We start from the raw sequence: 15,293 nt of genomic DNA on the forward strand, positions 1-15,293 counted from the left end.
CCGGCCACGTGCTTTGATCACCAAAGGGTTACACGTCGGAAACTTCCACCTGCGAGCATTCCGGAGCGCGATCGGGAGGTCCCTTTGTTCCTCAGCCAGCACGAGCAGGAGCGCCTGCTCATCCACGTCGCCGCCGACGTCGCCAGGCGCCGGCGCGAGCGGGGCCTGCGGCTCAACTATCCGGAAGCCACCGCGATCATCACCGCTTTCCTGCTGGAGGGTGCGCGCGACGGGCGTACGGTCGCGGAGCTGATGGACGCCGGCCGGCGGGTGCTGACCCGTGACGACGTCCTCGACGGAGTGCCGGAGATGCTCGCCGAGGTGCAGGTCGAGGCGACGTTCCCGGACGGCACGAAGCTCGTCACCGTGCACGGGCCGATCTCGTGACGATCCCCGGCGAGATCCTCTTCGGCGACGGCGACATCGAGATCAATTCCGGTCGTCCCACTCTGAGCCTGACCGTGCACAACACCGGCGACCGGCCCGTCCAGGTCGGCTCGCACTTCCACTTCGCCGAGTCGAACGCGGCGCTGGAGTTCGACCGCCCGGCCGCCTGGGGACACCGGCTGGCCGTGCCCGCGGGCACGTCGGTCCGTTTCGAGCCGGGGATCCCCCGCGACGTCGTGCTGGTGCCGCTGGCCGGCAACCGGATCGTCCCGGGTCTGCGCGGTCTGGCCGGCGGGCCGCTGGACGAGCTGCCGCCGCCGTCCGAACCCGACCCCACCGACATCGAACCGGCCGGCTCCCTCGACGAGGACACCGGCGAGAGCTCCAGCAGCGAAAACGGGAGCCCCCGGTGATCAGCGCGCAGCAAAAACGGGACACCGGCGCGCAGCAAGAACGGGACACCGGCGCGCGGCAAAAACGGGACACCGGCGCGCAGCAAGAACGGGACACCGGCGCGCGGCAAGAACGGGACACCGGCGCGCAGCAAGAACGGGACACCGGCGCGCGGCAAGAACGGGACACCGGCGCGCGGCGAGAGCGGGACACAGGCGCGCAAGAGGTGCCCGATGCGCAACGAAGCGGAGATGCGGCATGAGCACTCTGGACCGCGGCCGCTACGCCGCCCTCTACGGACCGACAGCCGGCGACCGCGTCCGGCTCGCCGACACCAACCTGCTCATCGAGATCGAGGAGGACCGCAGCGCCGGTCCGCGTCCCGGTGACGAGGTCGTCTTCGGCGGCGGCAAGGTCATCCGCGAGTCGATGGGCCAGTCCCGCGCCACCCGCGCCGAGGGCACACCGGACACGGTGATCACCGGCGTGATCGTTCTCGACCACTGGGGCATCGTCAAAGCCGACGTCGGCATCCGGGACGGCCGCATCACGGCGATCGGCAAGGCCGGCAACCCGGACACCATGGACGGTGTGCACCCCGACCTGGTGATCGGTGCGGGCACCGAGATCATCGCGGGCAACGGCAAGATCCTGACGGCCGGCGCGATCGACAGCCACGTACACCTGATCAGCCCGACCATCCTGGACACCGCACTCGCCTCTGGCATCACCACGATCATCGGTGGCGGCACCGGACCGGCCGAGGGCACCAAGGCCACCACCGTCACCCCGAACGCCTGGCACCTGGCCCGGATGCTCGAGTCCCTGGACACCTGGCCGATCAACGTGCTGCTGCTCGGCAAGGGCAACACCATGTCGGCCGAGTCGATGTGGGAGCAGCTGCGCGGCGGTGCGGGCGGCTTCAAGCTGCACGAGGACTGGGGCACCACGCCGGCCGCGATCGACGCCTGCCTGAGCGTGGCGGACGCGTCGGGCGTCCAGGTGGCGATCCACACGGACACGCTGAACGAGGCGGGGTTCGTGGAGGAGACGCTGCGGGCGATCTCGGGACGATCGATCCACGCCTATCACACCGAGGGCGCGGGCGGCGGTCACGCACCGGACATCATCACGGTGGCGTCGCACCCGAACATCCTGCCGTCGTCGACGAACCCGACCCGGCCGTACACCCGCAACACCCTCAGCGAGCACCTGGACATGCTGATGGTCTGCCATCACCTGAACTCCGCGGTCCCCGAGGACCTGGCGTTCGCCGAGAGCCGGATCCGGCCGTCGACGATGGCCGCGGAGGACTTCCTGCACGATCTCGGTGCGATTTCGATGATCGGGTCGGACTCGCAGGCCATGGGCCGGGTGGGTGAGGTCATTCTGCGTACCTGGCAAACAGCGCACGTGATGAAGGCGCGCCGCGGTGCCGCGCCTGGCGACAACGTCGCGGACAACAACCGGGCGAAGCGCTATGTAGCGAAATATACGATCTGCCCGGCGATCGCGCACGGCATGGCCGCGCAGATCGGCTCTGTCGAGCCTGGGAAATTGGCTGATCTCGTGCTGTGGGATCCCGCTTTTTTCGGCGTACGACCGGCGCTCGTCATCAAGGGCGGGATGCTCGCGTACGCCCAGATGGGTGACGCCAACGCCTCGATCCCCACCCCTCAGCCGATGCTGCCCCGCCCGATGTTCGGTTCCTACGGCGTCGTGCCGTCACAGACGTCGGTGGCCTTCGTCGCGCCCGCGGCGATCGACGCCCTGCTCAGCGACCGGATCGGCGTCAAGCGAGCCCTGGTGCCGGTGGCGGACACGCGCTCGGTCGGCAAGGCCGACATGCCGCTCAACGATGCCCTGCCCCGCATCGAGGTCAGGCCCGACACCTTCGAGGTACGCATCGACGGCGAAGTCATCGAGCCGGACCCGGTGACGGAGCTCCCGATGGCCCAGCGCTACTTCCTCTTCTGACCATGCCACTTCCGACCATGCCACTTCCGACCGTGCCGCTTCCGACTCCCCCGGCCTCGAACGTCTCGCGATGAGCCTGGCCACCCTGCTGCTGCTCGCCGACGGCCGGCTGCCGTCCGGCGGCCACGCGCACTCCGGCGGTCTCGAACCGCAGATCGCCGCCGGCCGGGTACGCGACGTGGACGCCCTCGACGGCTTCCTGCGCGGAAAGCTGGCAACAACCGGCCTGGTGACGGCGGCGTTCACGGCCGCCGCCTGCGCCGACATCTCACGGGCCGCGGAACTCGACGCCGGCCTCGACGCCCGTACGCCCTCACCCGCCCTGCGGAAGGCGAGCCGCGCACAGGGCCGCGCTCTCCTGCGAGCCGGCCGCGCCATGTGGCCGCTCGCCGCGATCGGCCGCGAACCACACCAGCCTGTCGCACTGGGTGCCCTCGCCTCGGCAGCAGGCCTGACGCCGGGCGACGCGGCGGTCGCGGCCGCCTACGGCACGATCACCGGTCCGGCCAGCGCGGCGGTCCGGCTCCTCGGACTTGATCCGTACGCGGTGCACGCGCTCCTCGCGCGGCTCGCCCCCGAATGTGACCGGATCGCGGAACTCGCCGCGGCACGGCCGACCGCCCCCGCCGACGAACTGCCGGCCGCGGGCGCCCCCCTGCTCGACATCGGCGCCGAGCACCACGCCACCTGGGAGGTGCGTCTCTTTGCATCCTGAAACGAAGCACCCTGAAACGAAGCACCCTGAAACGAAGCATCCTGATCAGCACGAACACGGTCCTGAAGAAGTCCCACACACCCACCCGGACCCCGGAGTCGACCCGCACGAACCGCTCCAAACCGGCCCCCGAGCCCTGCGCATCGGCATCGGCGGCCCGGTCGGCTCCGGCAAGACCGCGCTCGTAGCGGCCCTGTGCCGCACCCTCGGCACCGAGCTGCGCCTGGCCGTGGTCACGAACGACATCTACACCACCGAGGACGCCGACTTCCTCCTGCGCAACGGTGTGCTCCCCGCCGAGCGCATCCGCGCCGTGGAGACCGGCTGCTGCCCGCACACCGCGATCCGCGACGACATCTCGGCCAACCTGGACGCCGTCGAAGATCTGGAGGCCGCGCTCGGTCCCCTCGACCTGGTGCTGGTGGAGAGCGGCGGCGACAACCTGACCGCCACGTTCAGCAAGGGCCTCATCGACCAGCAGATCTTCGTGGTGGACGTGGCCGGCGGCGACAAGGTGCCCCGCAAGGGCGGTCCCGGCGTCACCACCGCCGACCTGCTCGTCATCAACAAGACCGACCTGGCTCCGCTGGTGGGCGCCGACCTCTCCGTGATGGACCGCGACGCGAGGGCCCGCCGCGGCGACCTGCCCACCGTCTTCCTCTCCCTGACCGAGGACAGATCCGCCACCCCGGTCGCCGACTGGATCCGCACCCTGGTGACCGCCCGAACCGCCACCGCCAGTGCCTGAACCCCTCCCGGCCCGCACGATCCGGGAGCACTGATGCGGGCACAGGCACGCCTCACCGCGGAACTGGACAGCCGTGGCCGCACCCGGCTGTCCGTTCTGCACAGCGAATCACCGCTGCTGTTGCGCCGCACCGGCCCACCCACCGCGGGCGGCGGCGTGACAGTGCACCTGGTGGGCGGCGCGGCCGGTCCGCTGCGCGGAGACGATCTGCGCCTGGACATCGAGGTTGGCCCCGGCGCCGACCTGGAGATCCTCAGCGTCGCCGCCCAACTCGCGCTACCGGGCCGCCCCGCGCCTGCCTCCCGCCTCACCGTCACCGCCTCGGTCGCGGCCGGCGCCACCCTGCGCTGGCTCCCCGAGCCCCTCATCGCCGCGTCCGGTTGTGATCACATCGCCGTCACCCGGGTCACCGTCGAACCGGGCGGATCCCTGCTCTGGCGCGACGACCTCGTCTGCGGCCGGCACGGCGAGGGCCCCGGCAACTTCCAGGCGAAAACCATGATTTCGTACGCGGGAAGCGCCCTCTACCACCACGAGCTCACGGTCGGCCCCCGAGCCGACGGCTGGGACGGCGCCGCGGTTCTCGGCAGTGGCCGCGCCATCGGCACCCTGGTGGCCGCCGGCCCGTACCTCCCGCATCCCGGCATCGCCGGCCCGAACGCCGCCGTGATGCCCCTCGCCGGCCCCGGCATCCTCGCCACAGCCGTCGGCACCGACATCCGCGAGGTCCGCGCCGCCCTCGACCCCCTGTGCCGCCCGGCCGTTCAAAAGGCCGCCTGACCAGTCAAAGGCCGTCTGACCAGCCGCAAGACCGGGAAAACCGCGAAGGACGGCCATCGGCCGCCCTTCGCCATCCCAAGTCCCACCTCAGGCAGCCACCGCTATCGGTACCCCATGACTGTCCGTCAACGCCAGCCTTGTATGCAGACTCCCCTGCTGCGCGACCTTCGCGAAATACTCCGTCCGCCGCCGCTGCAGACACCCTTTACGGGTCCGCGGCCCGCCGGCCGCCACCGTCAGCAGCTCCGGCGCGAGAGAGCTGTTCAATCCCTCTCTCAACAGCCGCAGCGCCTCCGTGCGCAGCTGCGAGATCCGCGACTCGGTGACCCCGAGCCGCGCCGCCACCTCGCTGAGCGGCTGCTCTTGCAGGAACGATTCCTCCACGACCTGGCGGAGCCGTTCGGGCAGCGCCTGGATGGCCTGATGCAGGTAGCCGAGGCGTTCCCGCTTCAGCAACAGGTCCTCCGGCCCTTCGGACAGCTCCGGCACCATCTCCTCGGCCGCCCCGGTGGGGAAGCCCTGCAGGCTGAGCAGGGACGCCTTCTGCACATCGTCCTCGACGGCGGCCAGTTCGGAGACGCCGATCCCGAGAACTTCGGCGACCTCGGCATCACTGGGTGTGCGGCCGAGGGCGGCGGTGAGCTCCTGCCGGGCGGCGATCGCCCGGCGGGCCCGGGCCCGGACCGAGCGGCTGGCCCAGTCCTGCCCGCGAAGTTCGTCCAGCAGGGCACCGCGGATCCGGACCGCCGCGAAGCGGTGGAACGGGATGCCACGGGTCACGTCGAAGGAGCGCGCGGCGCCGAGCAGGGCCGCGAACCCGGCTGACGACAGGTCATCTGAGTGGACATGGCCGGGGACACGGTTGAGCAGCTCCCGGACCAGATGGCCAACCATCGGCATGTTCTCGCGGATCAGGTCCTCGATGTCGCGCGCCGACGGCGCGTCGTGGGCGATGCCGATGGTGGCGGGGAGTTCGGTCGTGATGGTCACGTAGGTCCTCCTCGCTCGTGCGAACCAGCTGGTGAAAACCGGCTGACGAGAAGAAGAGTGGCCGTCCCAAGGTGCAGCGGGGCCCGAACTCAGTTGCTTTTGTGGAGTTTTTTCATGAAAAACCTCAGGCCGGTGGGGACCACGGCGGACCTGTAAGAATGCCGAAGCCCTCCCCGGCCTGCGAGAAGATCGCGAGCGAGAAGGGCTGGAGTTGCCTCCGGGTCAGTGCATGACCGGCATGCGCGGTGCCAGCACCGCGATCAGCTCGGTGTGCACCCAGGCCATCCGGCGGACGGCGGACTCCGGGTGGTCACCGAACTCGGTGGCCACGCCGGCGGCGCACCCGTCGCTGCCGTGCCGCAGGATCATCATGGTGATGGCCTCTTCCACGATCTTCCGGCTGGGACACTGGGACGGCTGCAGGTAGGAGACGAAGAGCGCCTCGGCAGCCAGATCCTTGACTGTGCTCATCATGATGTCGAACTCCCCGATGTCGACGACCTGCAAGAACTCCGGCTGACACCCGCGTCTGGACTCGGGCGTGAGCCGTCGAACCACCTCTACGGCCATCGCCCATCATCCCTGCGGGTTGCTTACCGGCCGGCAGCCACGCCGTGCGAAAGTGCCGCAATCGGGGCGTCCGGCCTGGTCGTCGTCACCGGCGTCGCCGCGTGCGGATCGGAGCAGAAGCGTCTGTCGGTATCGACTTCACCGTAACGCGGCGATCGGTCGTTCGGCTCCTGGTTTTCCGCCTCGGTCCGACCGATCGCCGTATCCGGTCACTCCTCTTCACAGTCCGCCGGGTCGCAAGGCTCCAGGGAGGTGCCCGGAACGGCCGGTGGGGACGTGCTCTTGGTCGGCTCGACCACCGGGTCCGTCGTCGGGCCCTCCGACTCCAGCGGCGAGGGATCCACCGGACCGGTCGGGTCGGTGGTGGTCGCCGTCGTGGTGGTGGTCGTGGTACCCACCGTCGGGCTGGAGGTCGTGCTGCTGGTCCCCGGTGTGGGGTCGGTGGTCGGCTTCGCGCCGGGCGACTGGGACGACGTGGAGGTCGGCGTGATCACCACGATGCCGCCGGGCCCGATCGAGACGCCGGTTCTCGGGGTGTCCTCGATGTCGTCGACGTCGCCGAGCCGCGCGTTGCCGTCGGACAGGTACTCCACCGGCCGGGACGGCTCGCCCGGCTTGCCGGAGACGAAAGTCTCGCAGGTCAGGTTGTTGAGCTTGAAGACCATCGGAGCGGCGTTGCTCTCCTCGTACCGCCCGGTGATCTGCATCGTGGTGGTGCGCTGCGACTCCAGCACGGCGGCCGAACTGACCTTGACCTGCCGGTCCTGCTGGCTGAGCTGAAGCTTGCCGTTGCCGTTGAGCACCTGGTCGCCCGGCATCACGAACCACAGGTCCCAGTCCTCGACCGGCACCTCGGCGCGGTTCGCGAGGGTCACCTGGGCCTTGAAGCGGTCACCCTCGTCGGACCAGACGGCGTAGCTGACGACGCACTGTCCCGCCGCCGGTACGACGCTGGGCTGCGGCGCGCCCGTGGCACCGGCGGCCTTGTCGTCGCGTGACTGCCCGACCGCCGTCCACCCGTAGGTGAGCGCGCTGAGCAGAGCGACAGTGCCACCGAGCACCACGGCACGCCGGGCCCTGGTCTGGTTGCGCGTGGCGCCCGGCTTGTTCGGCGGGGCTCCGGGCGGCGGTCCACCGGCGCCGGGACGCAGCGGAGGTGCCGAAGCGGCACGCAGGGGTGCCTGGTCGGCCGGCCGGGACGCGGCGGCCTCGGTGACGGCCGCGGCACGCACCGGGTGCACGCTGTCGGGGTCGGTCGGTCCCTGGGTGTCCACCGTGCCGTCGTTCGACGCGGCCGGCCCGGTGGCGGCCGCGGCCGGGCCGATGCCTGAGTACGGATAGCCGGACGGGAGGATGAACGTGTCCTCGCCGTCCCGCCAGTCGGCTTCGAACCCGGCGGTGATCAGTGGGGCCGAGGCGGAGACACCGGCAAGCAAGTGGGCCGTCTCGGCGCTGGACGGCCGGTCCTGCGGCCGCTTCTCCAGGCACCGGCGGATCAGCGCGTCCACCGCGGGCGGAAGCCCCTCGACCGGCGGCAGCGGCTCGGGCTCCACATACTGGTGTGCACGCAGCAGCGCGGTGGTGGTGCCCACGTCCCACGGCAGCTGGCCGATCAGCATCCGGTAGATGAGCAGCCCGGTCGCGTAGACGTCGGTGGCCGGGCTGACCTGGCCACCATCGAGCCGCTCCGGAGCCAGATAGGCCGGGGTACCGAGGAGGCTGCCGTCGTCGTCGGTGTCGTTCTCGCCGATCAGCGCCGAGATGCCGAAGTCGACCACCTTGGCGCCGCCCGCGGTCAGCATGACGTTGGCCGGGGTGACGTCGCGGTGCACGATGCCCCGCGAGTGCGCGGCGGCCAGGGCGGCCGCGACCTCGGCGCCGATCCGCACCGCGGTCGGCCAGTTCAGCACCCGAACCCGGGCCAGGACGGCGGCGAGCGACTCGCCGTCGACGAGCTCCATCACAACGTAGGGAACCGGCTCACCGTCGAGCGTGGTGGCCTCGCCGTAGTCGTACACATTGGTGATGTTCGGGTGAGTGAGCCGCGCGGCCGCCTGCGCCTCGGCACGCAGCCTGCGCCGGAACGAGGGGTCGGCGCTGGTCGAGGGTGGGAGGACCTTGACAGCGACCTGACGCCCCAGAACTTCGTCGAACCCTCGCCACACCACTGACATCCCGCCGGCACCGAGACGCTCGACCAGCCGATAGCGACCGGCGAGCAGACCCGAACCGGGCAGGTCCGTCGTGCTCATGTGCCCCCACATGCGCGCTTTGAAGAAACGTCGGGCTGCACCGCCATGCCGACCGACGCCGGGAGAGTCGGGCCCTCCATCGGACTCCGAGCATCCCCCATAGACGGCGTGGATGTTAGTACCAATCGGCCGACAGATCGACAGGGCACAGCACGATCTACCAGGCACTCGTTACGGTCAGTACGGCACCGCGAGCCCGACGTACGGAGCGATTCGTCGTGCGGGAAAGGGCTTTCTGCCGTGGTACGCACACGTAGCGCCACGGCGGCGGTGAAAGATTGCCCGCTTCGTCGGAACTTGCAGCCTCAACCTTACGGATGAGTCCACTTCGGATCACGTCACGATCGGTCAGAAAGCCACTACGGAGAGAGATCGACTCTGTCCAAGATCTGTCATGGCCTCACACCAGTTTCCGGGACGGTGTCAGGCTCCGCGCAACCGCCGGAATCGCACCGGAAGCGGGCGAATGCGGCAACATCGACCCCGCGGCCACCGGGGCCCCGCCTGCGGGCACCGCGCCCAGTTCCGCCATCAACGCCCGGATCGGCGCCCACTTCTCGTAGATCACGAGCACCACCTCCCCCGGAGCGGCGAGGCGTACCGCGCGGACCACGGCGTCGCGACAGCCGTCGGCGCGCTCGGCGCAAAGCTTCGGCCGGCGGGCCCGCATCTCGCGCTCGACGAACGCCGAGACCTCGCCGGGCCGGCGCCCCCGGGGGTCGCTGTCGTCGTAGAGCACCACCCGGGTCACACCGTCGGCCAGGATCTGCGCCGAGGCGGCAAGCAGGTCATCGCGGCGATCACCGGGCAGCGTGACCGTCGCTACACAGCGTTCGGCCCCCCAGAGCCGGTGAAGAGTACGGAGAGTAGCGGCGAGGGCGGCCGGATTGTGAGCGTAATCAAGAAAAATCGAGACCTCACCGAGACGGAAAAGGGTGCCACGGCCCGGGTTCTCCACGCTGAAGTCGAATTCGGCGAGCCGGTCCACCAGGGTTTCCGGCCGGGCGCCGAGGGCCCTGGCTGCGGCGATGGCAGCGAGCGTGTTCGCCGCGACGTGCAGGGCCGCTCCGCCGTACGCTCCGGGAACCTCGGCCAGCCGCACCAGCGGAGTGCGGCGTGCCCCGGTCGCCTGAACCAGCCAGCCGTCGTGCAGGACGTAGGCCGTGGCTCCGCGTGCCAGGTGCTCGGTGACCACCGGGTTGGTGGCGTCCAGCCCGAACCAGACGAGCCGCTTGCGGTCCGCGCGCACCCGGGGCCGGTCGGCCAGGCTGCGTACCCAGGGGTCGTCGGCGTTGAGAACAAGCGTCCCGCCGTCCCGCACTCGCTCCGCGACCAGGGCCTTGACGTGCGCCAGGTCGTCGATCGAGTCCAGCCCGTCCTGGCCGAGGTGGTCGGCGGTGATGTTGGTGATCACGCCGACGTCCGACCAGTCGTAACCGAGGCCGCGCCGCAGCAGCCCGCCGCGGGCCGTCTCCAGCACCGCGACCTCCACCTGCGGGTCGCCGAGCACCATCTGCGCCGACCGCGGGCCGGTCGCGTCGGAGACGTGGACGGTCCGGCCGTCGATCACCACACCGTCGGTGCTGGTGACACCGACCCGGGTGCCGTTGCCGCGCAGCAGGTGTGCGGTGAGCCTGGTGACCGTCGTCTTGCCGTTGGTCCCGGTGACCGCGACCGTGGGGATCCGCCCGTCCGACCCGCCGGCGAACATCGCCCGGACGATCGCGTCGCCGACGTCCCGGGCCCGTCCGTGCACCGGCGCGAGGTGCATCCGCAGGCCCGGCACCGCGTTGACCTCGATCACCCCGGCGGTGATCTGCTCCGGCTCGCCGATCGGCGGCACCGGTGCCGCGATGTCCGGCAGCCGCAGATCGATGCCGGCGATGTCCAGGCCGACGAGCGCGGCGACCCGCTGGCAGAGCCGGGTCACGTCGGGATGCAGTTGGTCGGTGACGTCCCGGCTGGTGCCGCCGGTGGAGAGGTTGGCGTTCTCGCGCAGCCACACCACCTCCTCGGCGGCCGGCACGCTCTCCGGCTCGTGGCCCTGACCGCGCAGAACCCGGGCCGAGGTGTCGTCCAGGGTGATCCGGGTCAGCGCCCGGGAGTGCCCGATGCCCCGGCGCGGGTCGGTGTTGGTCCGCTCGACCAGCTCCCGCACGGTGGCCCGGCCGTCCCCGACGACGTGCGCGGCGATCCGCTCGGCGGCCGCCACCACCTCACCGGCGACCACCAGCACCCGGTAGTCACGGCCGCTGAGCTGGCGCTCGACCACGACGTCACCACCGGCCTCGGTGCAGGCCCGCTCGACGCCGGCCGCGGTGGTCAGGTTGAGCGCGACGTGACGCCCGTGGTTGCCGGTACGCGGCTTCACCACCACCGGACCACCGAACTCCTCGAAGAGCTCCACCGCCTCCGCCGGGTTCCGGGCCGCTCCGCCCGGTGCGACCGGCACCCCGGCCTCCCCCAGCACGCGGCGGGTGACGTGCTTGTCCCCGGCGATGTCCACGCCGAGGCCGCTCGTCCGGTCGGTCATCGCGGCCCAGGCCAGCCGGCGCCGGTTGCCCCAGCCGAGCCGGATCAGGCTCAGGTCGTCGAAACGTTCCACCGGGATGCCGCGCCGCCGGGCCGCCGCGATGATCGAGCGGGTACTCGGGCCGGTCGCCTCCCGCTCGGCGAGGGCGGCCAGGCCGGCGAGACGTTCGGTGAGCGTTGCGGCGCCCGGGCCGGAGCCGCCGTGCACCTCGAGGACCAGGTCGATCGCGGTGGCGATCAGTTCACCGGGTACGTGTGACTCCGGTGACTCGTCCACCGGGCACTCCACGATCACGTCGTACACGCCGGGCTCCCCCGCCGCGACGGTGCGGCCGAAGCTCACATCCCGCCCGATCAGCTGGGACAGTTCGATGCACACGTGCTCGGTGACGTGGCCGAAGTAGGTTCCGTTGCGCAACCGGCTGACGAACCCGCCCGGCGATCCGGCCGCACAGTGGTGCTCGGAGAGGCCGGGCAGCGCACGCAGCAGCCGCTCGGTGAAGCCGGTGACGTCACAGGTCTCCTGACCGCTCAGCTCGTCGAGGCACAGCCGGGCGACCACCGCGGGCCGTGACAGATAGACGTTGGGGCCGCGCAGGCGGCGCAGGGACTCGATCTTCATGCGGCTTCATCCCGTTCAGCGGCGGGCGTGCCGATAACCGGCCGTCGGCCCGTGAGGTGGAAGGTGTAACCGGCCGGCAGCACGTGGATACATGCCCCGGCCAGCGCGATCGGGCCCGTCCGCGGGACCCGGATGTCGATGGCGGTACCGGCGTCGACGACGGTGACCGCGCCGCTGCCCAGCACCTCGAAACAGTTGCCGTCGGTCAGGATGGCGGTGTCCTCGTCGATGCCGACACCGAGCTCGTGCGGGTACCGCGCCACCGCACTGAGCAGCCGGTTGAGCCGGCCGCGCTGGGCGAAATGCTGGTCGATCAGGACGCCGGGCAGGAACTCCAGGCCCGGCCCGGTGGTCACGCACTGAGCGGTGACCCCGGTGCCGTCGCCGCCGGTGATCATGGTGCCGGACATCATCGCGGCGCCCGCGCTGGTGCCGGCCAGCACCAGCCCCTCGGCGGCGACGAGCGTCTGGAGCAGCGAGTCGGTCGCCGTACCGCCGATCACGCTGGTGATCCGCTCCTGGTCGCCGCCGGTGAAGAAGACGCCGGTGGCCGCACGTAGCACCGGCTCGACGGTGGGCGCGTTCGCCTGTGAGCGGGAGGTGAGCCGAAGCGCTTCGACACTGCCGGCTCCGAGGGCCGAGAACCTGTCGACGTACGAGGCCTCAGCGGTCTCCGGCGACTCGCTGGCCGTCGCGATCACCACGATCCGGGCCGCGGCGGATCCGGCCAGTTCCACGAAACGCACGAGCAGAGCCGGTCCGGCGGCGCCACCCATGATCAGTAGCCGGCCACGGCGCGGGTCGACACTGCCGTCCACCGCTCCTCCTCAGCAGTAGCCCGATCGGGCTACTGCTGAGGTTAATCGGAACAAAACCGAAACATCGGGCTAATCCGAAGTGTGGGGCAGCAGGTGCCGGAGGTTCGGCGGACCATCGGCCGGGGCCACTGCCGTTCCTCGGCCGGCTCGTCCTCACCGGTCAGCCGGCCCATATCCCAGCTCAGGCCCGGCGGTGCGTTCCCGGGCCCGGGCGCGGCACCACGGCGCGCTTCTCGGCGACCGTGTGCCCGTCGGCGCAGTGCATCTCGATGTGTACCTCGGCGCCGCAGTCCCGGTGGGCGTACTCGATCGGCGGGCCCGCCGGGTCGGCCAGATAGCGGTTGCCCCACTCGGCCACCGCGATCAGCACCGGATAGAGGTCGAACCCCTTCTCGGTCAGCCGATATTCGTGGCGCACGCGGGAGCCCGGTTCCTGGTACGGCTCGCGGCGCAGGACTCCGTGCTCGACCAGCACGGCCAGCCGGTTCGTCAGCACCTGCCGCGGTACTCCCGTGCGCACGCGCATGTCGTCGAACCGCCGGATCCCGCTGAACACCTCGCGCAGCACGACGATCGTCCACTTCTCACCGAGGATCGCCATCGCCCGGCTGATCGTGCAGTTGTCGGCCGACCAGCTCAGGGCTTCCGGCGGAGCGGTGCTCGCGGGTGTGACGTGTCCGACCATGGCGTCGAGGCTAAGTCTCGTTGACAGACGCAGCAAGCCCGTGGCAACCTGCGTCCATGACGCAGACTCAGGATGCCGGCACCCGGACCCGCACCTTCGCCTGGGCCGACCCGGCCGAACACGCCGGCCGCCTGGGCCGCCGCAGCGGCCTCGAACTGCTCCAGGCCATGTCCACCGGCGACTTCCCACCGCCGCCGATCATGAACCTGATCGACGCGGGCGGCATGCGCGTCGAGGAGGGCAGCGTCACCGTCGAACTCGACCCGCAGGAGTTCCACTACAACCCACTCGGCACCGTCCACGGCGGCGTGATCTCCACCCTGCTCGACACCGCCGCCGCCTGCTCCGTGCACAGCACCCTGCCCGCCGGGGTCGGCTACACGAGCATGGACCTCAACGTGAAATTCCTCCGCCCGGTCACCATCGACTCCGGCCGCCTGACCTGCACCGGCACCGTCCTGCAGCGCGGCCGCCGCACCGCACTCGCCGAGGCCCGCCTCACCGACCCCACCGGCCGCCTCATAGCCCACGCCACCTCCACCTGCCTCCTCTTCGACCTCCCCACCCCCTAACACCCACCCTCGACTCCCCTGCCAACCGGACCTAAGCCCCACCGTGCGCGCCTACCCACCCTGCGGCGGCGAGAGCGGAGCGGGGCATCGGGGAGAATGGGTTCAAGGGATGGAGCGGAGCGCCAGCCGCGCGACGCCGGCCCGGCAGCGGCAACGGCCTTGACCACGACGCGAGCCGGCCGGAGAGAAGAGGACTGTTCGATCACGCGTACATCTGCGGTTGATCTTTCTCGAAACAGCAACCACCACCGAAAGCGCTACCGGCGCTATCGTTGAAGGCCGCTACCGGCTATCGCTGAAGACGTTGTTTGCGGGCTTCGCGCTTTTCCTCGAAGCGGGCCGCCTGCGTCTCCAGTTCCGCCATGTGCGCGGCCAGCGCCTCGCGAGCCTGCTCGCCATCCGCGCCCACGTCGGTGCGGTCCCAGATGTTCCACTGCCGCATCACCGGCGCCAGGACCTCGTCGCGGTGCTGGCGCAGGTCGTAGATGCCGGCCAGCGCGATCGACAGCGCCTTCCGGCCGAAGCCCTCGATGTTGGCGCCGGGCATCTGGAAGCCGGTGGTGACGTCCTGCACGGCACGCATCGCCTGGTCGGGGGCGATGTCGAAGGCGGCGGTGAGCAGGTTGCGGTAGAAGACCATGTGCAGGTTCTCGTCGGCGGCGACGCGGGCCAGGAGTTGCTCGGCGATCGGGTCGCCGGTCGCCTTGCCGGTGTTGCGGTGTGAGATGCGGGTGGCCAGCTCCTGGAAGGCGACGTAGGCCAGCGAGTGCAGCACGCCATCACCGTGAGCGTTGGTGTAGCCGGACTGCATGTGGTCCATCCGCGCCCGTTCGAGAACGACCGGGTCGACGCCTCGGGTGACGGTCAGATAGTCGCGGATGGCGATGCCGTGGCGGCCCTCCTCGGCGGTCCAGCGGTGCACCCAGGTGCCCCAGGCGCCGTCCCGGCCGAAGAGCGTGGCGATCTCATGGTGGTAGGACGGCAGATTGTCCTCGGTGAGCAAATTGACAATCAGGGCAGTCCTGGCGACTTCCGGCAAATCCGAATCGTTCGACTGCCAGGCCACGCCTCCGAGCAAGCCGTCGAAGTCGCGGCCCTGGCTCCACGGCACGTACTCGTGCGGGAACCACTCCTTGGCGAGCGCGAGGTGCCGGTCGAGGTTGGTGGCCACGACGGGTTCGAGTTCGATGAGCAGCGCGGTCTGGTCCAGCGGCATCCCGTCAAGGTAACCGCTGGACCATGATCACGGGGC

The 15,293-nt window shown here is 70.6% G+C and carries 14 protein-coding genes and 1 pseudogene; 8 read left to right on the top strand and 7 right to left on the bottom strand.

Annotation, left to right across the window (positions count from 1 at the left end):
• The first annotated feature begins 84 nt into the window (after window positions 1–84).
• The 7 genes and pseudogenes from ACFQV6_RS21610 to ACFQV6_RS21640 all read left to right on the top strand — a co-directional run bounded on the left by ACFQV6_RS21610 (window position 85) and on the right by ACFQV6_RS21640 (window position 5,000).
• Window positions 85–387: an urease subunit gamma gene (locus ACFQV6_RS21610; protein ID WP_208470219.1), complete on the top strand. Its 303-nt coding sequence runs from the start codon at window positions 85–87 to the stop codon at window positions 385–387.
• A 2-nt stretch (window positions 388–389) separates the two neighbouring features.
• A pseudogene (locus tag ACFQV6_RS21615) lies at window positions 390–692 on the top strand (urease subunit beta); the annotation flags it as partial.
• Between the two features lie 104 nt (window positions 693–796).
• Window positions 797–1,042: a hypothetical protein gene (locus ACFQV6_RS21620; RefSeq protein WP_378029341.1), complete on the top strand. Its 246-nt coding sequence runs from the start codon at window positions 797–799 to the stop codon at window positions 1,040–1,042.
• Window positions 1,039–2,757: an urease subunit alpha gene (locus ACFQV6_RS21625; protein ID WP_378029342.1), complete on the top strand. Its 1,719-nt coding sequence runs from the start codon at window positions 1,039–1,041 to the stop codon at window positions 2,755–2,757. The genes ACFQV6_RS21620 and ACFQV6_RS21625 overlap by 4 nt, the downstream gene beginning before the upstream one ends.
• 70 nt (window positions 2,758–2,827) lie before the next feature.
• On the top strand, window positions 2,828–3,472 hold the full coding sequence (locus tag ACFQV6_RS21630) for an urease accessory protein UreF (protein WP_378029343.1): 645 nt from the start codon (window positions 2,828–2,830) through the stop codon (window positions 3,470–3,472).
• Entirely contained in the window at window positions 3,462–4,220 is a 759-nt protein-coding gene (ureG, locus tag ACFQV6_RS21635) for an urease accessory protein UreG (protein ID WP_378029344.1), read from the top strand. Before ACFQV6_RS21630 ends, ureG begins: the two co-directional genes overlap by 11 nt.
• A 33-nt stretch (window positions 4,221–4,253) precedes the next feature.
• Window positions 4,254–5,000: an urease accessory protein UreD gene (locus ACFQV6_RS21640; RefSeq protein WP_378029345.1), complete on the top strand. Its 747-nt coding sequence runs from the start codon at window positions 4,254–4,256 to the stop codon at window positions 4,998–5,000.
• An 87-nt stretch (window positions 5,001–5,087) separates the two neighbouring features.
• On the opposite strand, the gene ACFQV6_RS21645 is transcribed toward ACFQV6_RS21640, so the two are convergent.
• The 6 genes from ACFQV6_RS21645 to ACFQV6_RS21670 form a co-directional block, all read right to left on the bottom strand.
• Window positions 5,088–5,990 (bottom strand): sigma-70 family RNA polymerase sigma factor, encoded by a 903-nt coding sequence (locus ACFQV6_RS21645; protein ID WP_378029346.1) that lies wholly within the window; start codon window positions 5,988–5,990, stop codon window positions 5,088–5,090.
• Window positions 5,991–6,212: 222 nt separating this feature from the next.
• The gene (locus ACFQV6_RS21650) at window positions 6,213–6,497 is read right to left on the bottom strand and encodes a hypothetical protein (protein ID WP_378029347.1); all 285 of its coding nucleotides are present in this window, start codon (window positions 6,495–6,497) and stop codon (window positions 6,213–6,215) included.
• Window positions 6,498–6,769: 272 nt separating this feature from the next.
• Window positions 6,770–8,812 carry a serine/threonine-protein kinase gene (locus ACFQV6_RS21655; protein ID WP_378029348.1) on the bottom strand — a complete coding sequence of 681 codons (2,043 nt, stop codon included), beginning with the start codon at window positions 8,810–8,812 and terminating at the stop codon, window positions 6,770–6,772.
• 400 nt (window positions 8,813–9,212) lie between these two features.
• Entirely contained in the window at window positions 9,213–11,966 is a 2,754-nt protein-coding gene (gene cphA, locus ACFQV6_RS21660; protein ID WP_378029349.1) for a cyanophycin synthetase, read from the bottom strand.
• Window positions 11,963–12,784: a cyanophycinase gene (locus ACFQV6_RS21665; protein ID WP_378029350.1), complete on the bottom strand. Its 822-nt coding sequence runs from the start codon at window positions 12,782–12,784 to the stop codon at window positions 11,963–11,965. The genes cphA and ACFQV6_RS21665 overlap by 4 nt, the downstream gene beginning before the upstream one ends.
• Window positions 12,785–12,965: 181 nt before the next feature.
• Window positions 12,966–13,469, bottom strand: coding sequence for a winged helix-turn-helix transcriptional regulator (locus ACFQV6_RS21670; RefSeq protein WP_378029351.1), 504 nt, complete (start codon window positions 13,467–13,469; stop codon window positions 12,966–12,968).
• 56 nt (window positions 13,470–13,525) lie between these two features.
• On the opposite strand from ACFQV6_RS21670, the gene ACFQV6_RS21675 reads away from it, so the two are divergent.
• Window positions 13,526–14,041 (top strand): PaaI family thioesterase, encoded by a 516-nt coding sequence (locus ACFQV6_RS21675; protein WP_378029352.1) that lies wholly within the window; start codon window positions 13,526–13,528, stop codon window positions 14,039–14,041.
• A gap of 289 nt (window positions 14,042–14,330) precedes the next feature.
• Here ACFQV6_RS21675 and ACFQV6_RS21680 read toward each other — a convergent pair whose 3' ends face one another.
• Complete coding sequence (locus tag ACFQV6_RS21680; protein ID WP_378029353.1) at window positions 14,331–15,257, bottom strand: acyl-ACP desaturase; 927 nt, start codon at window positions 15,255–15,257, stop codon at window positions 14,331–14,333.
• Window positions 15,258–15,293 lie beyond the last annotated feature (36 nt).

Source organism: Actinoplanes sp. GCM10030250, assembly GCF_042666575.1.
In the GTDB taxonomy this organism is placed as follows: Bacteria; Actinomycetota; Actinomycetes; order Mycobacteriales; family Micromonosporaceae; genus Actinoplanes.